The organism is Paenibacillus sp. JCM 9796 (assembly GCF_055379675.1).
The window spans coordinates 2,634,065-2,658,756 of record NZ_AP043723.1 but is presented as its reverse complement, the minus strand read 5'-3'; the positions used below and the strand labels follow the sequence as shown (position 1 = coordinate 2,658,756).

Annotated in this window: 24 protein-coding genes and 1 riboswitch; of the genes, 20 read left to right on the top strand and 4 right to left on the bottom strand. The window is 55.3% G+C overall.

Features of this window, described 5'->3' with window-relative positions:
* Positions 1–209: 209 nt before the first annotated feature.
* A complete protein-coding gene (locus ACZ439_RS12810; RefSeq protein ID WP_372814187.1) occupies positions 210–2,174 on the top strand; it encodes a dihydroorotate dehydrogenase in 1,965 nt (654 codons plus the stop codon).
* Positions 2,175–2,202: 28 nt separating this feature from the next.
* Positions 2,203–2,691: a GyrI-like domain-containing protein gene (locus ACZ439_RS12805; protein WP_054798507.1), complete on the top strand. Its 489-nt coding sequence runs from the start codon at positions 2,203–2,205 to the stop codon at positions 2,689–2,691.
* Here the strand turns inward: ACZ439_RS12805 and ACZ439_RS12800 are convergent.
* A complete protein-coding gene (locus tag ACZ439_RS12800; protein WP_464621062.1) occupies positions 2,688–4,841 on the bottom strand; it encodes a YhgE/Pip family protein in 2,154 nt (717 codons plus the stop codon). The genes ACZ439_RS12805 and ACZ439_RS12800 overlap by 4 nt on opposite strands.
* A 98-nt stretch (positions 4,842–4,939) precedes the next feature.
* Here ACZ439_RS12800 and ACZ439_RS12795 point away from each other — a divergent pair, with 98 nt between their 5' ends.
* The 5 genes from ACZ439_RS12795 to ACZ439_RS12775 all read left to right on the top strand — a co-directional run bounded on the left by ACZ439_RS12795 (position 4,940) and on the right by ACZ439_RS12775 (position 8,229).
* Positions 4,940–5,383: an aminoacyl-tRNA deacylase gene (locus ACZ439_RS12795; protein ID WP_155614927.1), complete on the top strand. Its 444-nt coding sequence runs from the start codon at positions 4,940–4,942 to the stop codon at positions 5,381–5,383.
* 290 nt (positions 5,384–5,673) lie between these two features.
* On the top strand, positions 5,674–5,910 hold the full coding sequence (locus ACZ439_RS12790) for a cation:dicarboxylate symporter family transporter (RefSeq protein WP_054798508.1): 237 nt from the start codon (positions 5,674–5,676) through the stop codon (positions 5,908–5,910).
* A 17-nt stretch (positions 5,911–5,927) separates the two neighbouring features.
* Positions 5,928–6,383: a cation:dicarboxylate symporter family transporter gene (locus tag ACZ439_RS12785; RefSeq protein WP_464621061.1), complete on the top strand. Its 456-nt coding sequence runs from the start codon at positions 5,928–5,930 to the stop codon at positions 6,381–6,383.
* 341 nt (positions 6,384–6,724) lie between these two features.
* Positions 6,725–7,285, top strand: a complete 561-nt coding sequence (locus ACZ439_RS12780) for a hypothetical protein (RefSeq protein WP_464621060.1) — start codon at positions 6,725–6,727, stop codon at positions 7,283–7,285.
* A 782-nt stretch (positions 7,286–8,067) separates the two neighbouring features.
* Positions 8,068–8,229, top strand: coding sequence for a hypothetical protein (locus ACZ439_RS12775; protein WP_181410107.1), 162 nt, complete (start codon positions 8,068–8,070; stop codon positions 8,227–8,229).
* 124 nt (positions 8,230–8,353) lie between these two features.
* Here ACZ439_RS12775 and ACZ439_RS12770 read toward each other — a convergent pair whose 3' ends face one another.
* A complete protein-coding gene (locus tag ACZ439_RS12770; protein WP_054798513.1) occupies positions 8,354–9,994 on the bottom strand; it encodes a stalk domain-containing protein in 1,641 nt (546 codons plus the stop codon).
* Between the two features lie 249 nt (positions 9,995–10,243).
* Here ACZ439_RS12770 and ACZ439_RS12765 point away from each other — a divergent pair, with 249 nt between their 5' ends.
* The 6 genes from ACZ439_RS12765 to ACZ439_RS12740 all read left to right on the top strand — a co-directional run bounded on the left by ACZ439_RS12765 (position 10,244) and on the right by ACZ439_RS12740 (position 13,875).
* On the top strand, positions 10,244–10,525 hold the full coding sequence (locus ACZ439_RS12765) for an autorepressor SdpR family transcription factor (RefSeq protein WP_174817556.1): 282 nt from the start codon (positions 10,244–10,246) through the stop codon (positions 10,523–10,525).
* Entirely contained in the window at positions 10,518–11,153 is a 636-nt protein-coding gene (locus ACZ439_RS12760; RefSeq protein WP_054798515.1) for an SdpI family protein, read from the top strand. Before ACZ439_RS12765 ends, ACZ439_RS12760 begins: the two co-directional genes overlap by 8 nt.
* A 272-nt stretch (positions 11,154–11,425) precedes the next feature.
* Positions 11,426–11,824, top strand: coding sequence for a Fur family transcriptional regulator (locus tag ACZ439_RS12755; protein ID WP_054798516.1), 399 nt, complete (start codon positions 11,426–11,428; stop codon positions 11,822–11,824).
* Positions 11,797–12,627 (top strand): winged helix-turn-helix domain-containing protein, encoded by an 831-nt coding sequence (locus ACZ439_RS12750; protein WP_054800375.1) that lies wholly within the window; start codon positions 11,797–11,799, stop codon positions 12,625–12,627. Before ACZ439_RS12755 ends, ACZ439_RS12750 begins: the two co-directional genes overlap by 28 nt.
* Positions 12,628–12,949: 322 nt before the next feature.
* Positions 12,950–13,399, top strand: coding sequence for a Fur family transcriptional regulator (locus ACZ439_RS12745; protein ID WP_054798661.1), 450 nt, complete (start codon positions 12,950–12,952; stop codon positions 13,397–13,399).
* A 35-nt stretch (positions 13,400–13,434) separates the two neighbouring features.
* Positions 13,435–13,875, top strand: coding sequence for a Dps family protein (locus tag ACZ439_RS12740; RefSeq protein WP_127605140.1), 441 nt, complete (start codon positions 13,435–13,437; stop codon positions 13,873–13,875).
* A gap of 68 nt (positions 13,876–13,943) precedes the next feature.
* Here ACZ439_RS12740 and ACZ439_RS12735 read toward each other — a convergent pair whose 3' ends face one another.
* On the bottom strand, positions 13,944–14,336 hold the full coding sequence (locus ACZ439_RS12735) for a hypothetical protein (RefSeq protein WP_464621059.1): 393 nt from the start codon (positions 14,334–14,336) through the stop codon (positions 13,944–13,946).
* 302 nt (positions 14,337–14,638) lie between these two features.
* On the opposite strand from ACZ439_RS12735, the gene ACZ439_RS12730 reads away from it, so the two are divergent.
* The 4 genes from ACZ439_RS12730 to ACZ439_RS12715 all read left to right on the top strand — a co-directional run bounded on the left by ACZ439_RS12730 (position 14,639) and on the right by ACZ439_RS12715 (position 20,180).
* Positions 14,639–16,198, top strand: coding sequence for a helix-turn-helix domain-containing protein (locus ACZ439_RS12730; protein ID WP_464621058.1), 1,560 nt, complete (start codon positions 14,639–14,641; stop codon positions 16,196–16,198).
* 982 nt (positions 16,199–17,180) lie between these two features.
* Positions 17,181–18,347, top strand: coding sequence for a group II intron reverse transcriptase/maturase (gene ltrA, locus ACZ439_RS12725; protein ID WP_464620539.1), 1,167 nt, complete (start codon positions 17,181–17,183; stop codon positions 18,345–18,347).
* Positions 18,348–18,579: 232 nt separating this feature from the next.
* Positions 18,580–18,662: riboswitch (cyclic di-GMP riboswitch) on the top strand.
* Between the two features lie 145 nt (positions 18,663–18,807).
* Positions 18,808–19,782, top strand: a complete 975-nt coding sequence (locus ACZ439_RS12720) for an HD-GYP domain-containing protein (RefSeq protein WP_127605134.1) — start codon at positions 18,808–18,810, stop codon at positions 19,780–19,782.
* Between the two features lie 38 nt (positions 19,783–19,820).
* Entirely contained in the window at positions 19,821–20,180 is a 360-nt protein-coding gene (locus ACZ439_RS12715; protein WP_054798312.1) for a response regulator, read from the top strand.
* Positions 20,181–20,283: 103 nt separating this feature from the next.
* Here the strand turns inward: ACZ439_RS12715 and ACZ439_RS12710 are convergent, their stop codons facing one another.
* Positions 20,284–20,919, bottom strand: coding sequence for a DsbA family oxidoreductase (locus ACZ439_RS12710; protein WP_054798311.1), 636 nt, complete (start codon positions 20,917–20,919; stop codon positions 20,284–20,286).
* Between the two features lie 310 nt (positions 20,920–21,229).
* Here ACZ439_RS12710 and ACZ439_RS12705 point away from each other — a divergent pair, with 310 nt between their 5' ends.
* The 3 genes from ACZ439_RS12705 to ACZ439_RS12695 all read left to right on the top strand — a co-directional run bounded on the left by ACZ439_RS12705 (position 21,230) and on the right by ACZ439_RS12695 (position 24,580).
* The gene (locus tag ACZ439_RS12705; RefSeq protein ID WP_141334824.1) at positions 21,230–22,984 is read left to right on the top strand and encodes an ABC transporter ATP-binding protein; all 1,755 of its coding nucleotides are present in this window, start codon (positions 21,230–21,232) and stop codon (positions 22,982–22,984) included.
* Positions 22,985–23,327: 343 nt separating this feature from the next.
* A complete protein-coding gene (locus ACZ439_RS12700) occupies positions 23,328–23,918 on the top strand; it encodes a TVP38/TMEM64 family protein (protein ID WP_201317771.1) in 591 nt (196 codons plus the stop codon).
* 152 nt (positions 23,919–24,070) lie between these two features.
* The gene (locus tag ACZ439_RS12695) at positions 24,071–24,580 is read left to right on the top strand and encodes an SRPBCC family protein (protein ID WP_054800345.1); all 510 of its coding nucleotides are present in this window, start codon (positions 24,071–24,073) and stop codon (positions 24,578–24,580) included.
* Positions 24,581–24,692 lie beyond the last annotated feature (112 nt).

Genomic DNA, 24,692 nt, shown 5'->3' with positions numbered 1-24,692 from the left:
TGACGCGGCATCGCCTACCTGGTTTTTCTGCGGAATCCATCCGTTTACCCCTAGACGGAGAAGGAATGTACGAGGTTGCGGTGTTCGATCTTGAAGCCCAAGCGATTTTCTTTTTTGTGCCGTTCCCGTTATTTGTTAAAATGGAACGTATAAGGATGATGTGTTGGTTACGGTTTCTAACTAGATCTCGGAAAAAAGAGGTGGCCGTCATGCCCGATTGGTCGTATCAAACGATATTTCGCCCGCTGCTGTTTCGTCTCCCGTCCCGGCTGGCACGCGAGCTGACGCTTCGCGCGATGGGGCGGCTGAGCCGGTTGCCCGGAGGCGCCTTCGTTATCCGCACGTTAGGGCATATGGAGCCTTCGCCGCTGCTGGAGAGCCGCGTAACCGCGCTAACGTTCCCAACGCCTGTCGGATTATCCGGCAGCTTGGACCCGGAAGGGACGGCTCACAAGGCGATGTCGCAGTTCGGCTTCGGCTTCATGGAAGTGGGCCCGGTGACCGTTTCATCCGTGCGCAGCGGCCAGCCGATTGTGCGCGAGGCTGCCGCGGAATCGATCGTCTATCCGGCGTACGCGGAGAACCCCGGCCTGAAGGCGGCCGCCCGCCGAATCGCGAAACCGGGGCACACGCTGCCGCAGTTGGTGCGCATCGCGCCGATGCCCGGTACCCGCGGCGAGCGGGCGCTCGAAGAGCTGCGGCTGCTGCGGGCGCGATTGGCCGAGGCTGGAGCGGCGGGCTTTTACATCGATGTGCTGCGGGACTGCGAAGGGACGGAGGAGGCGCTGGCGCTGCTGGAGCGCATCCCGGGCGCTGCGGAGGCCGGCCGGCCTCTGTTTCTATATGTTCCGCTCGACTACCCGAACGAGCAGTTGGAGCGGCTGCTGGAGCGGCTGGATCGATCGGCATGGGCGGGCATCGTTGTCGGGGAAGCGCTTCCCGCGGCTGGCGGCGGCGTCCGTATCGGCAAGGCGTGCAAAGCGGCGGCGCTGGAGAAGCTTCGGGCGATCCGCCGTGTGCTCGGCCCCGGCTCAAGCTTCGACCGGTTGGGCAGCCGGGACGTGAACGGATTTGCCGTGAAAGCAGCGGGCGGGGTGCACGAGCCGCAGGATGCGGTCGACCTGATGCGGGCTGGGGCGGATTACGTGCTGCTGCACAGCGGTCTGGTGTACGCCGGACCGGGCTTGCCCAAGCGGGTGAACGAGGCGGTTCTCTACGAGAAAATCCGCGGGGAACCCGAGCCGTTGCCGCCGTCGTTCTGGAAGCATTGGGGCTGGATGTGCCTGCTGGGGCTGGGGATGATCTTCGGCGGTATTCTGGCGTGGCTTGTGGCGACGACGACCGTGCTGCTGCCTTACGACGAAGCGTATTTAGGCATGGATCTCGAAGAATTGTCGCGGATCAACGCCAACCTTCTGCACTTCATGTCGCACGACCGGATTACGCTGGCGGGGACGATGATCTCGATCGGCATCCTGTATTACCAAATCGCCGCGAACGGACTCCAGCACGGGCTGCATTGGAGCAAAACCGCTTTGGCGGTTTCCGGCGTCGTCGGATTCTCGAGCTTTTTCTTATATTTGGGCTACGGGTACTTCGATCCGCTTCATGCCATCGCGGCTGCGGCGCTGCTTCCGATGTTCGTCTTGTCCATGCGGAACAATCCGGACCGGCCTTACCGCAAGCCGGTGAACAGGCGCAATGACCGCGTGTGGCGGCTGGCGATGTGGGGGCAGCTTTGCTTCGTCGTACTGGGCTTCGCCCTCGCAGCCGGCGGCATCACGATCGCCGTTGTCGGCATGACGCAGGTGTTCGTGCCGGAGGATTTGGCGTTCATGCAGGTTACGCCGGCCGAGCTTGAGGCGGCCAATCCGCATCTCATTCCGCTCATCGCGCATGATCGCGCCGGCTTCGGCGGAGCGCTGCTGTCCGATGCGCTGGCGCTTCTTATTATGGCGCTCTGGGGCCTGCAGCAGGGTGAGCGTTGGCAGTGGAAGACGCTGCTTGTGGGCGGGGCTCCCGGGTTTATTGCGGGCTTCGGCGTGCATCTCGGTATCGGATACACCGATTTCTGGCACCTGCTGCCCGCGTTGTTTGCTTTGGCGCTATATGTCGCCGGACTGATTCTGCTTTATCCATATCTGATGAGAAGCCCGCAGACGCAAGACGCTTAACCGAACGAAAGCCAAGGAGAGGGTGCTTATGGAACAGACGCAAGTCAAAACGCTGGTGACGCGTCCGGCTTTTCAAGCGGTCGGTCTGCGCTGGGAGGGCACGTTCGCGCAAGCGGGCGCCGGGGAGATACGCGGGCTTCAACGGGCGCTGCAGAGCAGACTGAACGAAATTCGCTATGTCGCGGACCCGGCCGTGCTGTTAGGTCTGTCTTATCACGTCACGCCGACAAGGGACAGCTTCACCCATTATGCGGCCGTGGAGGTCGAGCGGGCGGAGGACGTTCCGTCCGGGATGACCCGGCTCTCCGTCCCTTCACATACCTATGTCCAGACGGAGCACCGCAAAGGGCAGCAGATCGAACGGTCGTACACCGGCTTATTCGCCTGGATCGAACGCGAGGGTTACCGGACCGTGCCCGGAACGTTTACTCACTTCGAGCTGTACCCGATGCGTCAGGATCCGTACGACCCCGATCCGGCGTTTACGATTTTGATCCCCGTGGAGCGCGTTTATTAATGGATGAGCTTGCTTTCGCGGGCTTTATTCACGAGCTTCGCCGAGGAGGCGTTGATCCATTCCTTCAACGCAAGTCCGATCAGCAGGGCGATGGCGGCGTAGAGCGCCAGCATCCGCAAGTCTTCGAACACGAGCTCCCACAATATACCCCCGACCGCTTCCCGCATCAGCCCGATCGCATACGTAAACGGTAGGAACGGGTGAATCGCTTGGAAAAAGGGCGGCGTCAGCTGCACCGGAAAGGTGCCGCCCGACCCGGCAAGCTGCAGCACGAGCAGCACGATGGACATCGCCTTGCCGACGTTGCCGAACACCGACACAAGCGTGTACACGATCAGCATGAACAACGCGCTTAACACAAGTCCGAACGCAATGAACCAGAACGGATTGGCCGCGTACGTGTGCAGCAGGTACAGATCGCCGAGCGTGACGAACAAGGATTGCGGCAGCGCGAACGTCAGAAACGTCAAGTAGCGGCCTAAATAAACCTCGCGGCTCGTATAAGGGGCGGCCTCACCGGCGTGAAGGTCCACCAACAGCAGCGAGACGAGCAGCAGCGCGCCGACCCACAGCGACAGCGTCGTGAAGAAGGGCGACATGGCGGAGCCGTAATTCGGAATCGGGAACAATTTGTTTTCTTTCAAAATGACCGGTTCGGCGAAAAATTCGCTCTCCTTCTGCGCATCCAGCTTCAGCAATCGCAAAATCTCGCCCAAATTTCCCTCCCGCTCGAAGGCGCGGACCCGATCGGCCAGCTCCTTGATTTTCGCTCCGATGCGCGGCAGCGCTTGTTGAACGGCAAGCAGCTCCTCGCGCCCGGTTGCCAAGCCGCGGCTGGCGTCGCCTACGATGCGCGTCACGTCGGGCATGCTGCTCTGCGCCTCGATGAGCGCGTCGTGCGCCTTACGCGCCGCCGTTTTGGCGCGTTCTACGCCGTCCGCGATGCCCGGGGCGATTTCGCCGTCGTAGCGCTCCAGCACGTCGCCCAGCACCGCGGAGACATCCCGGGACACGCGCGCCAAGTCGTTCACAAGCGCATCCGCAGGCTTGGCGCCTTTGGCGATCGCGTCCGCGATGCGGCCTACGATCGCGGTCTGCATCTGCAGGCTGCTTTGCAGCTGCTGCAGCTTTCCCGCGGCCCACGCGGAGCCCTTGCCGCCGGTCAGGCCGTTCAGCCGCTCGAACAGCGTCAGCATGCGGGAGGTCACGTCCCCGGCGACCGTCAAGCGATGCCTGACGCGTTCCAGCTCGGCCTGTAAGGCCGCCGGATCGAGTTTGGCGTCCTGCAGCAGCCCGGTCAGCTGCTCGGTGGCGATCGCCGCCTGCTGCAGCAGGAACAGATCGTGCTTGATGCCGGGCGCCAGCGAATTGAGCGCCTCGTCGCTTCGTTCGAGCCATTGGCCGAGCTGGGCGGTGACGGCTTGACCCGTATCGGCCAGCTTGGCAACTTCGGGCAAGTACGATTCCGTTCGGCGCACGATGTCCTGCGCCTTCTCGATATCGGCAAGTCCGGTGCCGACGGCCTGTTCGACTTCGGGAAGCAGCGCCTCTACCCTGAACAAGACGGTTTTCGCCGCTTCGATCGTCGGCAGTCCGCGTTCCAGCTCGAGCCCGACCTTATTCATGATTTCGAAGATGGCGCCGTTCGCCGTTTTGATGAAGCTGCGGCTGACCTCTTCCAGAATGCCGCTGGCGCCCTTTGACGTAATCTTCGGAGCAATGGCGTTGATTTTCTCGTTGACGTCGTAGACGATCTCCGCTTTGCGCGGCGATTCGGTCAGCACGGACGCGATACGCTCGGAGAAGTCCGGCGGAATCGTCAGACTGGCGTAATAATCGCCGCGTCGCACGCCCTTCATCGCCTGCTCCGCTTCGACGAACGTCCAGCCGATGCGGTGATCGGCTCGCAGCGAGGCGACGATTTCATCCCCGATGTGCAGCTCGCGGCCGTTGACGGTCGTGCCCAGATCCTGATTGACTACGGCGATCGCGAGCGAGCCGGTGTTCGAATAGGGATCCCACGAGGCCAGAATATTGAACCAAGCGTAGAGCGAAGGCAGGAATATCAGTCCGAGGACGATGACCGAAGCGGCCCAGTTGCGGCCGACATTTCGCATATCTGTGGCGTAGATGGACCAAATTCGCTTCATGGCTACCTCCTGGACGTTATTGCTTCGTATTCGTGATACAAAATATCGTCTTTTCAAGCGGCTGCTTTGCTTAAGACCTTCTAAACGGGGGAACCCTCATGGATAATTTAAGAACCATTTTGCAAGAAAGTGGAGTTCAATTTGAAATGATTCATCACGAAAAACCGATTCGTACTGCACTGGAAGGTGCGGATTATTTTGGAATTGAAACAGGTCAGACAGCACCTACATTAGTTCTCAAGTCAGAAAAAGGCTACTTTGCGATGATAGTTTCTGGAAGTCGCGGGCGTGTAAATTTAGAAGAAGTGTCGGGAATTTTAGGATGCAATCAATTGAAAATGGCAACTCCAAAAGAAGTCCAACAGATAACCGGCTGCACGGTTGGCAGTGTCTCTATAGTGCTTTCTTTGCCTTGTATCGTAGATCGAGGACTTTTCCGCTATCCATTTATTTACGGTGGTACGGGAGAACCGACATCGACGCTGAAAATTGTCCCAAATGCTTTAGAAAAACTAAATCAAGTTGTTGCTTTTTTGGATTAAGGTGAGAAAATTTATGTCCATAAATGCCAGTGTTCCCGTGTTGAAGGCCGGGTATCCAAGGCCGGAGCCGACGGCAACTTTTTACATGGACATCCGGTATAGCGGGGAGTAAACTCGGTTTTATTCGAAATCAACCTATTCGGATAGACAATATATAAATGAGCTGGATCCCATGGAGAACAACCTGATCACGGCTTTTCAGACGAACGGGGTTTCTTTAGCGGTTTCCTTGGCGGTCATCGGCTTGCTTATGCTTTAGGCCGCAGACGCTCGGTTTCGGCTATCGGGTATTGATCGCGCTCGGACTCGGTTTGGCCGCCGGGATTTTCTTTAACTCATACAAGTTCGACTTCAAGAGTGTCAGCACGATCGGCAGCATTTATGTGAACCTGGTGCGAATGCTGGTCATCCCGCTCGTCGTCGTGCTCGTGATCAACAGCATAACGACGCTGACCATTCTCGGTCATTTGCGCAAAATCGGCGTCAAGACGATATCCATCTTCCTACGACCGGTATCGCCGCGCTGATCGGCGTTATCGTGGCGGTGTTGATCGATCCGGGGGCAGGCATAGTCCAAGCCGTTCCGCAGGACTTCAAGCCGCGTGAGATGTACAACATACCGCTGGATATATCCGACTACATTCTCATCGTGCTTGTCAGCGTCATCTCTTCTGTCGGCGTGGCGGGGGTTCCCGGACCGGCCGCCATCTCGACGACGGTCGTGCTGACTGCGCTCGGCTTGCCGCTCGAAGGGATCGGCTTGACGCTGGCGATCGACGCCGTCGTCGATATGGGGCGGACTGCCGTCAACGCGACGGGTACGACAGTCTCTTCGCTGCTGGTCTATGACCCCAAGTTTAGCGAGTTTGATTACGTTCTTTGTCCGGTCTGTTCCGGTTACGGGGAGATCGATCCGAAGGGAGCTGCCGCGCCGATCCTTTGTCCTGGTTGCAGCGGGGAGAAGCTGCTCAAACAAGTGAAATTAAAAATGGAGGGGTGACGGTACGGCTCCTGCGGAATAGGGTGAGTACATGGATCTATTGAAAATGGTGCTGATTTTTAATGCGATTATGATATCAATTTTGCTTTTGTCTGATTGGCTTAATTCCTATTTTGGCCACTCGGAATTAGAGTAACAAAATGAATAATTTAGTTACTTAGGGGAGTCTTTGCCGTTGGATTGGCGGCAGCGGCAAGGACTTCTGTACAAAATTAGGGGATTTGTACATATGTCTAGTCGTTATCGAAATCGGGATTGTAGAATCCGTGTGATAATAGTTGTCGAATTCACGAGATTTTTTACAAATAAAGATAAAACAAACCTATTTTTAGGTAATTTGTTTGATAGATTACATTATAGTTAGTGCAATTATTTCAGCAACATTACTTTTTTCTATTAATGTAGGAGGAGTTAGTGCCGCACAAGGAGAAATTAAATATATTGAGGCTGAGCGTTACATAACTCAAGATATTACTGGACGTAGTCTTCCATATAAAACATCAGAGGAACTAGTAAAATCTTATGGTGGAACTGTTCAAAATATAGATTTAAATAGTCTTCCAGAAGGATCTGCTGTAATTAAGTTAGATAGTCTTCAAGAGTTGGATGCTCTATTGGCTTCAGTTAAGTCTCAGGCAGAAAAAGCGCTAAACCAAAACATCAAACTACCTCCTCCACCTGAACGAAATAAAACGAATAACATTAGCCCATATGCCATTGGCGATACTAAAACTGGGCAAACTAGTTCAGTTTTATATGATGGGGCCGGATATGATTTGCTACTGTATTCGAATTATATTTTGACCAACGTTGCTGATGGCTCTTGGGCTGGGACTTGGCATATTACCAGCGTAAGTGGATTTCAATCGCCTCTGGTCAACTCTCTTTTCTTGTTTTTGTAGGAGGTGTTGGGCAAATTGCAACCGTTCCAGTCAACGGAAGTCATAATGTAGAAATTTAAATGTAATAAAAAAATGATAAAAAGCAGGTCATAATAAACCATGGCAAACTGGCTAGTAACCTACGCTCCTTTGATTAATCTTGTATTTCTTATTATCATTATTATCATTCTATATTTTGTAATTAAATATTTAAAAAAGAAATAAAAGGTCTCAAAAAGTTCCTTTTAAATCGAGTCTATTCTTGAAAAAAGTAAGGAGCTGCGCGGCAGCTCCTTTTTGACTTGTTCATAAAATAACTGATTTTGTGAACATGTCCGAGGGGTTTTCGGACAAGGTTAGGTATTAATCGGGAGAAAATAGGAGAAAACCGGACTTCGGCTCTATGGAGAATGGTACAGAAAACTGAATTGTTCCACGGAAGCAAAATCGACGAATACAGCCCAAAACGGGTGAATATGGAGGTTGAATATGTCGGTTGAATATGTCGGGTGAAATGGAATGGCTACAGATTGAAATTAACCGGCTGAAGGCGTGTTTGGAGCTGGCACACGCCGGAATAGATACGGCCATGAATATGATGAGGAGCGAGGATCCGGACTTGGTGAGGATCGGCGCAGTAATGACACTGGCACGGGTATCGTCTACAGAAGCGAATTTCATCAAGACGGAACAAATCCTTCGAGAAGGCGCGGCCCGACGTAGCCGCACCCATTAGTCATTGTGCCCCGTCCTAGCGGCGGGGTATAATTGTCTCATAATCTTGCCCGAAGGTAGGTTGAGACATGGGTAAAAGTGATAACCGGGGTTCGGAAAACATCAGTAATAACCAAAGTGAAAGTTTACCAACTGTCAAGCAAGTCGCAGCGAATGCCGAAGGCGAATTCAACCGCGAAGCGTTTAACCGCGACGAAGAAGACGAGCTTGAGCTGAGTAACGTCTCCTAAGCTCGAGGAATAAAACCGAAGGTCCAAAGCGGCCGTCAAATAAGCCCACAAAGAAAACCCTCGCTGCAAGCGGATGGCGATCATCATCTGCTTTGCAGCGAGGGTCTTGTCTTGTTTGTTGTGGTTAGTACCGGATGCTGACGCTGTGCGTCTCCGGCACGTACTCGACTTTAGCTCCGAGCACCTCCGACAGCAGCCGGACCGGAATCATCGTATGATCGTTCATCAGCTTGGCGGCCGTCCCGGTTACGTACTCCCGGCCGTTGACGGCATACGCGCCGCGAGTCGTGTAGAAGGTGATCGTTCGGTCCTTCTTCGTATAGATGGCCGCCTTCTGCGCGTCATCCCACGTGACCGCGGCGCCAAGGGCGGAAGCCAGATCGCGTACCCACAAGTAGGCAGAGCCGTCGACCACGGCCGGGGCCACATGCATATCAAACGTCACGCCGTCGAGCACGTACTTGTCTCCGTTCAGCGCGAAGGAAACCGTGTGCGCCGCGTCGCCTTGAAGCTCTGCCAGCTTCTTGTAAGCCGCGGCATCCTGGTGAAGCTTCTCCTTGCCTACAGTTGGAACGGGCTCCGTCCGGAAATCCCACTTCCGCTCGAAGGTGCTGACCGTCCCATTGCGGCTGGCGGATAGTTTCACATAAGCCGTATAGGCGGAATCCGGCTGCAGAGGCTTAACCGGCGTCAGAATCACTTCCTGCTTCAGATGGTTGTCGTTCTTCGGCGAATTGCGCAGCAGCTCGACCGGTTGACCGGCGGCGTCCGTCAGTTTGGCATCCAACAGCGTTACTTCCTCCAGGTCGGCGCCGGTCAACCGGGCCAGAATCGGATATCCGACCGGATACGAAGCGGTAGCGGTATGCATGCGGATCGGATCCGGGACTTCATTGCCTTCGAACGCAACCGGGACGTATTTGTCCCCGGGAGCAGGCGTGACCTGCAGCTCCATCTGGTTCTCGTCTTGAAAGCCGAATTCCAGTACGACGATCGGACCGGCGACCGCAACTCCGACCTCCTTGACGGTTGCGTACAAGAACGGAATGCGGTGATACGGGGCGTCGAACAGTCCGTCGACGGATTCGACAGGCGTCCCGTAGTTATAGGATACGTCCTCGGCTACTCCCTCGTAATAACCGGCATAGACGGCGCGTTCGCCCGGCGTGCTGCCGGTATATCCGGGCACCGACTTGCTTTGGTCATGCAGGGACACTTTGTTCGGGTCGATCTGGTTGACGTGCAGGTATTCGGCGTGCATCTTGGCGGCCATCGTTAAATGGCGGTTGATTTGCAAGGGCGGCAAGCCGTACAAGGTCCGATAATCGTTGACGGCTTTCACCAATTCCAGCTGCTTGTCCGAGTAGTCGGACGGAGGCTCATCGATGGCGAGCGGGGAAACTGTAAATGTCCATTGCTGCTCGATCGGCTCGTATCCCGTGAAATTGACGGAAACTTTGACGGTATGCTCGCCGACGGATAAGTTGCCGGCCGGCGTATAGCGGTAGGACATGGATTTCGGGTCGAACGTTCCTTGTACCTCTTGACCGTCCAGCTTCAGCGAAATGTCATGCAGCATCGTGACTTCGGTGTCCGTTATGGCAAACCCGACGGTCGGCTTCTTCAGGCCAACGGTTCCTTTCGGATAGGCGATGTAATAGAACGTTTCCGCCTTGACCTGGGCCGGGGCGGGAACGACTGCGAATAAAGCGAGGGCGATACCAAAGACGAGCAGCAGCTTCAATGAACGTAACATCGGTTTCATGTGAACCTCCTGTGTGACTGGCTTCATATGTTGTTATCTATTCGCTTTTCTACGCAAAAACCCCTTTTATCTCCTCATAAATTAGGAATAAAGTCGGGGGTTGCCGGGGGATTCGGAGTTGGGAAAAAGAGTAGGCATTTATTGCATTGACAAGGCTGGACGTCAAAAGGTATACTAAAAACAGCTAGATAGTTAGATATTTATCTAAATATTTAACTTTAAATTGCAAGAGAAGGTGTGCCGATGTCGATCAATCAAGCCTTTAAAGCGTTATCCGACCCGACTCGAAGGAAAATCCTCGACCTGCTGAAGGAAAAGGATTTGACGGCCGGCGAGATCGCCAATCAATTTCAGATGACGAAACCGAGCATCTCCCACCATCTGAGTTTATTGAAGCAAGCGGATCTGGTCCGGGACGAACGTGAAGGCCAGCATATTTACTACTCGCTGAACACGACGGTATTTCAAGATTTGTTGAAATGGGTGCTGCAATTCCAACAACTACCGGAAGGGAAGGATCATCATGAATAAACCATGGTTTATTTGGCTGCTTCTTGCGGCGTCTATTGTTGCCGGCATTGTTCTGTATCCGTCGAGGCCGGATCTCATGCCGATTCATTGGGGCGTTGACGGACAGCCGGACAACTATGCGCACAAGGCGGTTGCTTTGTTTCTCGTCCCTGGCATTTTGATCGTTGTCCACAGCTTGCTTACGTATTTGCCGAAATTGGATCCGAAGAAAGAAAACTACGGCAAATTCCAGTCTTCGGTGAATGTGATCCGGAATGTGATTATGATCGGGCTGCTGGTGCTGCATGCCTTTACAATTGCTTACGGATACGGATTCACCTTCAATATGAACTATGTTGCGCTGCCGTTTGCAGGAATTGTGTTCATCGTCCTGGGCAACTATATGCCGCGGTTCAAAACGAATTATTTCATGGGCGTCCGCACCCCCTGGACGCTTGCGAGCGAAGAGGTTTGGCGTAAAACCCACTATTTGAGCGGCAGAGTATTTGTGGCAGGCGGCGTACTTCTGCTGCTAAGCGTTTTCCTGCCAGACGCTGTGAAATTCGGTTTCTTCATCGGACTCATCGCTTTGACGACGATCGTCCCTTATCTCGGGTCCTATATGTATTACAGAAAGTCAAGAGGCTAGCAGATCTGCCGGCCTCGACCCGGGTTCATTGGCGGAAGGTGAAGCAGAGAAGCCCGCAAACCATCAGCGCCCGTCCGGCGGGTGCCCGCTAGTAAATGCGCGGCAGAAAGGCCATGCTCTCAAGTCGATCGGACTTGATGGGGCATGGCCTTTCTGCCGCTGCGATCAGCGTTCGGCGCCAGTGGCGGGGCACGCGCGGCCGGGTGTGTATTGACCTTATTTCACTATGGATTTATACTAAATCTAAATATAATCAGAGGGAATGAACGCTAATGACCAAGCTCAATTTAACGACGCAGCGTAAAGCGATCTATGACATATTGCAGCATAGCGACGATCACCCGACGGCGGCGGAGGTGATCGAACGGCTGCGTGACAAAGGCCATAACTTTGCTTACGGCACCGTATATAACTCCCTGCGCTATTTGTCCGATATGGGGTTGATTCGCGAGCTGAAGCTCGGGGAAGCGGCCAGCCGATATGACGCCCGGACCGACGATCATCATCATATCTTATGCAAGCGATGCGGCCGCGTCGATGAAGTGTTAGCCCAGACGCCTGCCGCCTGGGTTCAGGCGGTCGAGCAGGAAACGGCGTACTTGGTCGATCATTCGCACGTGGTGTTCGAAGGGGTGTGTCCGACATGCAGAAAATCGACAATTCATTCATGAAGCGGGCGTCGCTGGACATCGGGCATCCGGGGTTCAAATCACCGGGCCAAGCGGCAGAAAAGATGGGGCGACCCGTCGAAACAGCCATTGGCGCTTATTGCAGCGAAACGCAGCGGGTTGCGGTCATCAGTCTGTTCCCCGAGAGGCTGCGCGGACTGGTTGGCGAACTGACGGCGCGGTGCCTGGATGTGCTCGTCTTTCACCGCTTCGATCCGGCCGTCATGGACGGACTGCCGCTCGAGCTGGTCGTCATTGACGCCGCCGCGGCTGCGGAAGCGGGCGAGCTGGCCGAGCTGCAGGCGGCCGTCGCCGATACGCGCAGCCGCGCGCGCTTCCTGTGGCTCGTGCAGGAGAATGCGCCGGCTGCGGATTTGGCCAATGCCGAAACGATCGTTTGGCCGATGCCGCTTTCCGATGCCGTACAGTGGGTGGAGGAGCTGCTGTCGGCGGCGCAAGCCGAAGCCGTGACGACGCCGGTTGCAACCGCTAATGGTAACAGCACCGTCTACACGTTTAAGGATTTGACCCTCGATCCGAAGAAGATGACGCTTTCCCGCGGCGGCAAGCGCGTCGAAGTCACGAAAACAGAGTTCGAGCTGCTGCTTCTGCTGATGCAGGAGGGCGGAGCCGTTCTCACCCGCGAGGAAATTATGGATCGCGTCTGGGGCAGTCAATATTTCGGCGGCAGCAACGTCGTCGACGTGCATGTCAAAAGCTTGCGTAAAAAGCTCGGCGATCCCGCCGCGGCTCCGATCTATATTGTCACCGTACGCGGTGTCGGCTACCGGTTGGCGGACGAGTAATCGTCCGCTAACGCTTGTTAGCAGGATCTTCATCCTATCTTCATGAAAACATCATCTTTCCTTCATGAACGGACGGGTATTCGATGGTATTATCAATTTATATATTTAGACTGAGTCTAAATATAAAAGGAGGTTGGAACCATGAACACGCAACAATCTGGACTAACTTCGAATCAAGGCTCGCCTGCTGCAGATCACTGTAATTTCTACCGGGCCGATTCGGGATAAAGTGTGCCATTGGCCGACGAACGGGGTATCGATATCGGAAAGCCGTATGACACCGGGAGGGTAACAGCAATTGCGAATGGAAAGGCGGGATACCATGAACGTGACGATCGAAGAAGCGGTCGAGCGCTTGAAAGCATCCGGTATCCGGATGACGGCGCAGCGTGAACTCATCTTGGATTACCTGTATGCCAGGTTGTCCCATCCTTCGGCCGAGGAATTATATGAAGCCATTTATGCCGATTATCCTAGGGTCGTCAGCATTACGACGATTTACAAAAATATGCGGGTGCTGCGCGATTTGGGCTTATTGAAGGAGTTTTATGTACGTCAAACCGGAATCGCCCGTTACGACACGAACGTGCTTCCGCATCATCATCTGTATTGTGTCCGATGCGGAAGGGTGACGGATTATACGGGGGCGCTGCCCCTGCCGTCCATCGAGGTGAGTCCGGGGTTTCAGGCGCACAGTATTTTCCTGGAAGTAACGGGTACCTGTAAGGCATGTGCCGTCCTGCAGCGGCCGGAGCGAGGCATTGCGATCTAAGAAGCCGATTTGAAAAATAAGAGGAGGAATTTTAAATGAGAAACCAACTGACGGATATGATCAACAAACAAATTGCCAACTGGACGGTACTGTATGTAAAGCTGCACAACTATCATTGGTATGTGAAGGGTCCGCAATTTTTTACGCTGCATACGAAGTTCGAGGAACTGTACACAGAAGCTGGGCTGCACGTCGACGCACTGGCCGAGCGGTTACTCGCCTTAGGGGGCAAGCCGGTCGCGACGATGACGGGGAGTCTGGAAATCGCATCGGTCCGGGAAGCAGCCGGAGAGGAATCGGCCGAACAGATGGTGGAGGTGATCGTGAACGATTTCAGCCTGATTATCGGCGAATTGAAGCTGGGCATGGAATACGCCGAATCGATTCAGGACGAGACGACGGGCGATTTGCTGCTCGGTATTCACTCGGCGCTTGAGAAGCACGTTTGGATGTTAAATTCGTTCTTGGGCAAATAAGCTTTACTGTTTGACGGGGGCGAGCCCCGCAGCCAGCCGTAAGCGAAGCCGATTTCATCGTGCTCCGCTTACGGCTTCTTCATTTCGTACCAGGTCCGATAGGCTTCGATGTTGTCCGGGGAATCGTCGGAGGCGTCGGACGTTCGGAAATAGCGGGCGAAGTAGGCGGCTTCCGCCGTCTCCGCGTTGCCGTCGCTGTTCACCGTGAAGTGAACGCAGGACACTTCCAGCTCCCACTTCACGGAACGGGCGGCTTCGTTGACGTGCTCGACAGTGGCGAAAGCTTTCACCCGCTCAAGCATCGCTTCGAGCACAGCCGGGTCCGGCAACCCTGCCGTGTCGGCCCGGATGGTCAGGTTGGGGCGCGTGAATGTAACGTGAACGCGTTGCATCGATGGACTCAGCTGCCGCAGATCTTGGCGCAGCTCCTTCACGGCAGGGGTAGACACGGAGTGTGTCACGCTGCACCCTCCGAGCATCGCTGAACCTAGGATAAGGAACAAGGCGCATAGGGCCTTCCATCGCATCGGCATCGTCTCCTTGTTCGAGCGCAGGTATGATCAATCATAACACATAGGGAGCCGGAAGCGGGGCAGAAGCGTTCCTTGCCTGCCCGAGGCCGAGGGGCCAGGGATCGCTCCGAACTGTCGTGCCGATCGTGATCCATGTCTTCTGCCCCTCCAGGTAACATTTAGCAGCTTGTTGACAATGATTTTTATTATCACTACTATTTTCTATGTACGCGGAAGGATGTGAATGCAGAATGTTGTACGACAGCACCCAACTGCACCAGCTTTTGTTCGAATATATGAGCACGGAAGAGTTGAAAATCCCATGCCGTTCGCAAGCGGATGTCTCGACAGGGGACGAATACGCCTTCGGCTTCGTACAGCAGGATAAGATTCGCGTCACGCTGCGCGCTCGCGGTCAGCGGCTTTCGGGCAACGTGCTCGGCGGCGATTTGTTCCTCATTCCTCCGGGCAGCGCATGCACGTTCGATAACTTGTCGGCCAATCATACGGCCGCTCTGGTCGTCATCCGCTTCCAATGCGTGCCGAAGAAGCTCCACGTCTTACCGGCTTCACCGCTGCCGATATTCGCGGAACGTCTGGAGCTGATCCGCTTCCGCATTCCTCAAGTTCGGAGCTGGATTCAAGTTTTCATCGGAGACTCCGGCGACGACGCGGCTCATTATTATCAGCTGCAATCGCATCTGTACGGATTAGCCGCGGCCTACATGACGACAATTCAAAAGCCGAAACAGCCGGAGGCGGAGCTGCTGGATTACGTCGAGCAGACACGTCAGTATATGGTGGAGCGGTATAACAATCCTTTCGATATGGAGGAGATCGCGCGTTTGTCGGGGGTCGGATCGAGCCGGTTTTATCAGGCGTTCCGCCGCCATACAGGGCTGAGTCCGCACAAATACATGACGAAAATCAGGCTCGACATGTCCTTGTCGCTGCTCGCGGATTCCTCGCTTCCGATCCTTGATGTGGCGCATTCGGTCGGGTATCCGGACGAGTACTATTTCAGCCGGTTGTTCAAGAAGCATATGGGGATGTCTCCGACCGAATATGCGTTGTCGGCGAGAAGGAAGATCGCCTGTCTGGCGCCGATCTTCCTCGGAGATCTGTCCGTGCTCGGCATTACTCCCCATCTCGTTCTGGAACGCGGGTGGTGGGAAGCTCCGGAGGAGGGACTGCGCAAGGTAGCGGAGGAGGCGCCGGAGCTCATCTTCATCCCGCCGGTAACGGATGATGTGTATCGCGCCTTGTCCCGCATCGCTCCGGTCGTCATGCTCGACTGGAAGCGTTATTCCTGGAAAGAACGCCTGCTCGATATTAGCCGGGCGCTCGACATATCGACGGTAGCCGAGCGTTGGCTGTCCTATTTCGAAGTGAAGACGGAGAATGCGCGTTATCTGGTGCGCAAACGGCTCGGGGACGAGTCGGTGCTGCTTGTCAACGCTTCGGGTCTTGGGTTTCGCGTATTCGGCATGCAGATGCGGAAGATGAAAGATTTGTTCTACGACGATCTGCAGGTGACGCCACCGGCACTTGTCCGGAACATGAGCTTTCTCGATGTCGCTTCGGTGCAGGAGCTGTCCGAGCTTGACAGCGACCATGTGGTGTTCCTGGTCGATATTGCCGATTCGGAGGATCGCTGCGCGGAGCTGGAGCATCACTGGCGGAGCCTGAACCGGGACCGCCCGAAGAAAAACTGCTTCTTCATCCGCACCCGCCAACCGCTGATGAACAACGCCGCTGTGCACGAGAGCCTCGTCGACCAAATGGTAAGCCACTTGGTGCAGTATACCTGACCCGGCGATTGCCAGAAACGCAACATAATTCGTGACTCCAGGCAGAAAAACCAAAAGTGCGAACGCATAAGTTTTATACGGCAGGACCGTCCGACGCTTCGGGCGGTTTTTTTGGTGCGCCTCACAGTCGCACAATCTAGGTGGTTCAAATCCACTCGGTAACTTTACCCTTTAAAGTGCCGTAGCCGAAGCAGAGGTCCTACCTCCGGAAGGAGAAGGACTGGCAGGGTGTCTCTCGCGAGGGAGAATCTGAAGGGCCTACAGGCAAAGTCCAGCCCGGAATGCGGTGAACCAGAGGTGGCGGCGATGTTGGGTGACCCGCCCAGAAAACGGGGAAACCTGTGCGAATGCGCATATCTTGCAGGAAAGCACGAAAGGGATATGACCTGCAAGGCTCATCGACGTGATTAGGGTCAGGATGGATGGAACAGAATGTGCAGATGACCGAGGGAAGTCTCGTAGTCTCCTTGACGCAAACGCGGGCAAGGTAGGGGAGGTATAACCCAAAGGGGAAAGCCAAGCCGACGGGCTGCGAGATGGCGGATCGTTCCATAGTAGCGAGTAAGTCCGAGCCGATGAAAGCTGGTAACAGACTGGAGGGGAAAACTCGGATGAGTATGCGCGGATTTTTTTTTGAAGCGGTTGTAAGCTTTGAAAACTGCGAGTCGCATAACCTGCTTCCACTTCAAAAGAGGGAAGACAGAGGCAAAGGGAACGTGCTTCGTCAAAGTCTGTGAGTTCGAGTGAATGGAGATCGTAAGCGCCTTAAACAGAAGGGCAGTGCCAAGAGGGTGCGTCCCGCCGATGGCGAAAGAACGTCAAAGGACATAGGACTGCTGGCGACCTGAGTACGCACTGCGAGGTTGAAGCGATTGGCGAAAGCCTAATACGCAGCCGCGAAGGGCTGAACAAGCAAGGAATCGATCTTTGTAGCAAGGACAAGATCAGCTTGGTGAGTAGCGGTAAAGGTGGTGAAACACCAATGAAACCGAAACGAAGATACTACTCCTTGATCGACAAAGTATACCAAATGGACAATCTGTACGAAGCGTGGCTATCGGTCAAGAAGAACCAAGGAAGCGGCGGAATCGATGGAGTAAGCATCGAAATGTTCGAGAAGAATGTGGGTATGAACCTACGGGAGCTCCAAAGGTTGCTACAACAAGGGCGTTATGAGCCCGACCCTGTTCTGCGACATTACATTGAGAAGGACAACGGGAAGCAAAGACCGCTCGGTATTCCCACCATTCGAGATCGCGTATGCCAACAGGCGGTACGCCAAATCATAGAGCCGATCTTCGAGCAGGACTTCTACTACTACAGCTTTGGCTTTAGACCTGGATATTCCGCGCACCAAGCGATTCATACGATTCGGCGAGCAAAACGCGGCGGATACGACTATGTGGTAGACCTCGACATCATGTCCTTTTTCGATGAAATACCGCATGACATGCTGGTGGAAAAGGTACGTGAACGAATAACTGACGGGAAAGTGCTGACGCTCATTCGCGGATGGCTTACCGCGGGAGTCATGGAAGATGGCCAGTTCCATGAAACGGAAGTCGGGTCCCCGCAAGGTGGTGTCATCAGTCCGCTGCTTGCGAATTTGTACTTGAATCATTTCGACTGGGGAATGAAGGAGAGAGGCTTTGCCGTGGTCAGATATGCGGATGATGCCGTCATTCTTTGCAAGACAATGGAACAGGCAGAAGAAGCCTATAGAGCGGCGAGGACGATACTGGAAGAAGAACTGCGGCTGCGGATGCATCCGGAGAAAACGAAAGTGGTGCATTTCGACGAAGGGTTCCGCTTCTTGGGGTTCGACTTCTGGAAGAATTATCTCATCTTGCCGGACGCCAAAGTAAAGAAGTACAAAGATAAAGTCCGCAAGATCACCCGTAGGCAGCAAGGGAACAACCTTGAGGAAATGATCAAGAAGCTGAATGAAGTGTCGCGAGGATTTGGAAATTACTTTGGGATTGGGAACGTAAAGAGCAAGTTTCAGCGGCTAGACGAATGGTCACGCATGAGAGTACGAGCTTTCATGCGGAAAAAGAAGTCTACGGTTTCAAACAGGCTTATCCCGAACAAAGCGTTGGAAGAAGCTGGCATGGTATTTCTAACAAACCTACTCACCACACGTTTCTAATTCAGGTGTGAAATATGCAGCCCGGTGACGGGTGAAGACGACTCGCTCCTGAAGATGGGGAACTGACGAAGGAAAGCCGTGTGCGGGAAATCCGCATGCACGGTTTGACGGGGAGTCCGGGGAAGTAATTCCCCGTCTTACCCTACTTCGACAAAAAGTGATCATTATTTACAATATTAGTTCGTATGTGCTATGCTGAGCTAAGAGTTTATATGGAAATTAGTTCTAACAACCTATGTAAAGGCAAACTTATTGAAAGATAAGGACGCAAAGCCACAGGTCTAATGCGGAAGCTATGACGGCTGGGCTGCCATCGAGGCTAGATCGCGACAAACTACCTGATATTTGGCTGAGGTAGTTTCTTTTTTGAAGGTCGAGTAACGAGGAGCAGCGGTAAGGAACTTCAACGGCGGCGCATCGGACAAACCAATCGACTTTGATGAAAAGGGAAGTGAGCTTGATGAGATTTATCCCGATTACCGAATACAACGAACAAGCCATGATGCTGGCTCAGCCCGTATACGACAACAAGCGGCGCATGCTGCTTGCGGCCAACAACACCATTCATCCGAGGTATCTGGAGAAGCTGATCCAAGTCGGCATCAAGCAATTGATCATTGAGGACGCCGAGTCCAAGGGGATCACCTTGGAAGAAATGATGGACATGCCCACCTGGATGGATGTCATCGACAACGTGCAGGAGGCTTATGCCGCCGTCAAGGCGAAAAAAGCTTTTCCCATCCGAAATGTGCTGACAGGCGTCAGCCGTCTGATCAGAGAAGTTCAAAGCCGGCCGGTCGTTATCCCGGTGCCTTCGAGAACGCTTGCGGAAGAGCTGAAGCCTTACGCTCATGCCGTCAACGTGGCTTTGCTGGCGCTCCAGGTCGGCAAGGCGCTCGGTTACAACGACCTGATGCTTCGCGATTTGGCGGTAGGCTGTTTGCTTCACGATATCGGCAAAGTGACGGCGCAACAAGAGACGGGGCATCCCGAGGCCGGCTTCAACCTGATCCGCGGCATTCGCGAATTCAGTCTGCTGTCGGCGCATATTGCGTATCAACATCATGAAACCCTCGACGGCCATGGATACCCGCGCGGCATCTCCGGGGCAACCTTTCACGAGTATGCGCAAATTTGCGGCGTGTGCAATCTGTACGAGAACCTGATCTCGGTGCAGGATGCGGCTCCTCACGATGCGATGGAACGCATCATGGCTACGAGCAGCATCAACTATAACGCGGATGTGGTCAAGGCTTTCGTAAGAGCCGTTCCCTCGTACCCGCCAGGAACGAAAATTCGGATGCAAACCGGCGATAACGCGATCGTGACGAAAATCACCGATCATATGCAGCGGCCGGTCGTTCGCTACCTGACGACGGGACAAGAAGTTTCATTAGCCGACAACCCTACGCTCATGATTGCCGGCTGCTGTTGATCGGCAGTTCATTTTAATTTCGAAGGAGCAGACAACGGATGGCTAACATTATGATCGTGGATGACGCAGCTTTCATGCGCATGATGCTGAAGCAGATGATAACCGAGTTCGGGCACCAGGTGGTGGCCGAAGCGCAGAACGGCATAGAAGCCATTGCGGCTTATGAGAAGTTTCGCCCGGATCTGGTGACGATGGATATTACAATGCCCGATATGGACGGGATCGAAGCCGTTAAGAACATTAAGAGCATAGACGCTGGCGCCAAAATCATCATGTGCTCGGCAATGGGGCAGCAAGGGATGGTTCTGCAGGCCATTCAAGCAGGGGCGAGGGATTTTATCGTGAAGCCGTTTCAGAAAGATCGGGTAGGCGAAGCGATCTCCAAAATTTTGGGCTAGCGCATCGTCGGCCAAGGGATTTGATTTTCATAACGGAAAAAAGCAGCCTCCCTTCGGGAACGACGGCTGCTTTTTTGTTTTACGGCTGCGCCTGGCTAACGGCTTAGCCTTGCGCTTCGGAGACGATTTGCTCCATCACCTTGATCATTTGCTCAGCGGGATAAGCGCCGGAGAGCGCGTACTTGTTATCGAACACGAAGAAGGGAACGCCGGTAACGCCGATGCGAGCCGCTTCTTCCTGATCGGCGTTCACCCGCTCGGCGCCTTCGCCTTGCTCCAGGCGGCTGCGCAGCGTTTCGGGGGCATGTCCCTGGGCTGCGGCGATAGCCAGCAGCACCTCCAGCTGCGCGATATCCTGGCCATCCTCGAAGTAGGCCTTCATGATCCCGTCTACGAGCGCAGCTTGCCGATCCTCCGGCAGCAGCGCGACGAGCCGATGCGCCAGCAGCGTGCTGGGCATCCGGGTCACCCGATCGAAGCGGAAGGTGACGCCCACCGCCGCGCCCGCTTGCGTGACGCGCTCCGTCACCTGCGCTACCCCGGCGGGACCGCCCATCTTTTTGCCCATCGCGTCGTGGAAGGGAAGTCCTTCGGGCGGCAGCGACGGATCAAGCTGGAACGAGCGGACGCGAATCGTCGCTTCCTTGCCGCCGGACCATGCGGCCAAAGCGTCCTTTAAGTTTTGCTTGCCGATCCGGCACCAAGGGCACACCATATCGGAGTAGACGTCTATTTGCATAAAGCAGCACCTCCACTTTAATTTCATAAGTAACTCTAGTATGGGACATTTAGGGGCGGATGGCAATATAAGATTAGAATCAGGGACAAGCAGAAGCACGTTCGTGCGTTTTGTGTTTCGACCGCGAGTATGGCATGCTGGGGAGTAGCATTTACCCACCCGCGCCCGCGCACAGTCTGCTGCCGATTGCCGGACAGACGGCACGCCTTGTTCATATATCGTTCACGCCGCACAGGTACACTGGAAGCATCGGGCGAACTAAGAGCGCCGCACCATTCAGCACCCGATCTGAAGGAGGAATTTCCTTTATATGACACAAGAAACCTCTCCATCGACAGCCGGCTGGAAACCGTTCGTCCGGCTTATTCTACAGACGAAGCCGTCCAAGACGCTGCTCGCGCTGGCGCTTTCGCTCAATCTCGTCACGACGCTCTCGGGACTCGTGATTCCCCTGCTGACGAAGCATGTAGTCGATAACTTCTCGCTCGCGAACCTGAATGCCGTGCAAATGGCCGGCATCGGTCTCGCTTTCATCGCGCAGGCGGTTACAGCCGGCATTTCCACGTATTTGCTCAGCCGGATCGGCCAGCAAATCGTCTCCAATCTGCGGCACCGGTTGTGGCAGAAGCTGCTCAAGCTGCCTGTTTCCTACTACGACGAACACCAGACGGGCGAAACGATCAGCCGTATGACCAACGACACCGGGGTATTGAAGGGGCTGATCACCGAGCACTCGGCCAACTTTTTCACGGGCATCATCTCCATTGTCGGCTCGCTCGTGATGCTGTTCTATCTGGATTGGAAAATGACGCTGCTCCTGCTCATCGCGCTTCCGCTCGCTTCCGCCGTCCTGGTGCCGCTGGGCCGGCAAATGTACAAAATTTCCAAAGGTCTGCAGGATGAGACGGCCGATTTCACGTCCGTACTGACCCGTGTGCTGTCGGAAATTCGCTTGGTGAAAGCCTCTAACGCGGAAACGCGGGAGTTTGAGAACGGGAGCAGCGGCATATTGAAGCTGCTCCGTTACGGCATCCGCGAAGGTAAGGTGCAGGCCGGGATCGCGCCGGTCATGTCCTTTGTCATGATGCTGATGTTCGTGCTGATCATCGGTTACGGCGGCCTTCGGGTATCGTCCGGCGCGCTGACGGCGGGAGCGCTGGTGGCCTTCCTGCTGTATTTGTTCCAAATCGTGCTGCCTACGACGCAGATTACGCAGTTTTTCACACAGTTCCAGAAGGCGAAAGGGGCGACCGAACGCATCATCGAGACGCTTGAGGCGGAAGAGGAGTCCGTCTTGGGGCTTCCGCTTGAAAGAGCCGACCTGCCGATCGTGCTGGAAGGCGTGTCATTCGCTTACAAGGGCGGCGAAGCTGTGCTTAAACAGGTGACGTTCACGGCGGAGCCAGGCAAGGTTACAGCCATCGTAGGTCCGAGCGGGAGCGGCAAGACGACGCTGTTCTCGCTGCTGGAGCGATTCTACAGCCCGACCGGGGGGACGATTAAGCTGGGCGAGGTTCCGATCGATCGGTACGCGCTGCCTTCGTGGCGCAGCCGGATCGGGTACGTCTCGCAAGAGAGTCCGCTTGTGGAGGGAACGATTCGCGAGAATATAAGCTACGGGCTGGATCGGGAAGTGACGCCGGAGGAGCTCGACCGGGCAGCGCAGATGGCGTATGCCGACGAGTTTATCGGCCAGCTGCCCGGCGGCTACGAGACGGAGGTCGGGGAGCGCGGCCTCAAGCTGTCGGGCGGCCAGCGCCAGCGTATCGCGATCGCTCGCGCGCTGCTGCGCGACCCGCAAATTTTGATGCTCGACGAAGCGACGTCGAGCCTCGACAGCAAGTCGGAGATCGTGGTGCAGCAGGCGTTGCACAATTTGATGCGGGGCCGAACGACACTTGTGATCGCGCATCGGCTGTCTACGGTCATTGACGCCGATCGAATCGTTTTTGTCGAGAAGGGGACGGTCACCGGCGTCGGGACGCACGACGAGCTGTTCGCCTCGCACCCGCTGTACCGCGAATTCGCTTCGCAGCAGCTGCGTTTGCAGGACCGGCCGAGCTGAGCGGATGCCCGGGAAGGGAGTCTGGCGCATGCTGAAGGCGGGTCCGGACCGCCCATGGCAGTCGCTGCCGCATGCGGCTTCGCCTGCAGCGCGGAGAAGCTCTGATTCACGCGGCAGAGCAGTCGCTCCGTGCGCCGCATTCGTGCCAAGCCTGTATTCGGGGCGGCGAACGGCGGTTTACGGCAGGCGTACTCTCATAAGCCGGAAGACCGCCTGGACCGATTGATCCGGCGGCTGACCCTGACGTGACGCCCTGTCCGGGCAACATCCCGCCTCTTTGATTCGGCGCGAATTTCGGCTATATTGTAAAGTAGTACAAGCAGAAGGTGGTCGTGTAACGGGCATGGAGTGGACGCAAGCGATATCCGCGCTGACATGGGAAGATATTCAGGGGTGGTTGAAGCAGTACGAGGCGCTCGGTCCGATTCCGGGCATCCTGGCGCCGCTTGTCGAGTCGTTTTTCCCGGTGCTGCCGCTCGTCGCGATCTTGATTGCCAATGTCAACGCTTACGGATTGGGCGAAGGGGTGCTGCTTTCGTGGATTGGGGTTGTAGGCGGAGCGTCCTGTGTATTTGCTGTCGTGCGGACGTTCGGAGGCCGGCTGCGCGGGCTGTTGGAACGGAAGCTGCCGAGAACGGGCCAGTTGATTCATTGGCTGGAGAAGCACGGCTTTTCCTCGGTGTTCTTGCTTGCCTGTTTCCCGTTTACGCCGTCGGCTGTCGTCACCGTCGTGTCGGCGTTATCGCGGATGCCGTTCCATACGTTCTTCACGGCGACCGCCTTAGGTAAAGGGGTCATGATTTTTCTGGTTTCGCTGGCGGGCAACGACTTGGCCGACGTTCTTAAGCAGCCTTGGAAAATCGCGCTTATTTTGGGCGTGTTCGGTCTCTTGTGGCTGCTTGGCAAAAAAGTCGAGTCTAAATATATGAAATGAGCAAGCGCCCTCTTCCGTCGGCCGATCGGTCAGGAGGAGGGCGTTTCGTTATCGCGAGCCGGCGCGGGAGAGACGAGGGCCGGGTGTGCGTCTGGATCGCCGCCTTCAGGCTTCCGCCTTACGTCGGGTAAGGAAAAGAGGTGGCAAGGGGAATGCCGGTCATTCGGATGGAATTGTTTATCGAAGCCCCACCGGAGCTTTGCTTCGATTTGGCCCGCAGCATCGATGTTCATATGCTGTCTATGTCGGGGTCGCAAGAACGGGCAATCGGCGGGAGGACGAGCGGTTTGATCGAGCTCGGCGAAACCGTGACGTGGGAGGCCGTCCACTTCGGCGTGCGTCAGCAATTGACGGCTAAGATTACAGAGATGGACAAGCCGCACCGGTTCGTCGACGAGATGGTGAAGGGGGCGTTTGCGCGATTTTACCACGAGCATACGTTTATGCCCGAGGCAGAGGGGACGCGGATGACGGATACGTTCGACTATACGTCGCCTTGCGGCCCGCTCGGTTGGTTGGCGGACGCATGGTTTCTGGAGCGGTACATGCGCCGCTTATTAGCAGAGCGCAATGCCGTCGTGAAGCGGCTGGCGGAGGAGCAGGTCGTGGCGACAGAGAAAATTCATAGCGACATGAAGCGTTCTTCAAAGCATCCCTTTTGACATGGAAGTCCCTACCTGGCGTAAACGGCGGGTCGGGGCTTTTTTGCGGAGCGGAGTTTATGGTACCCTAGGACGTACAGACTTGCGGTCGGGCAGTCATGGAAGGGCGGAT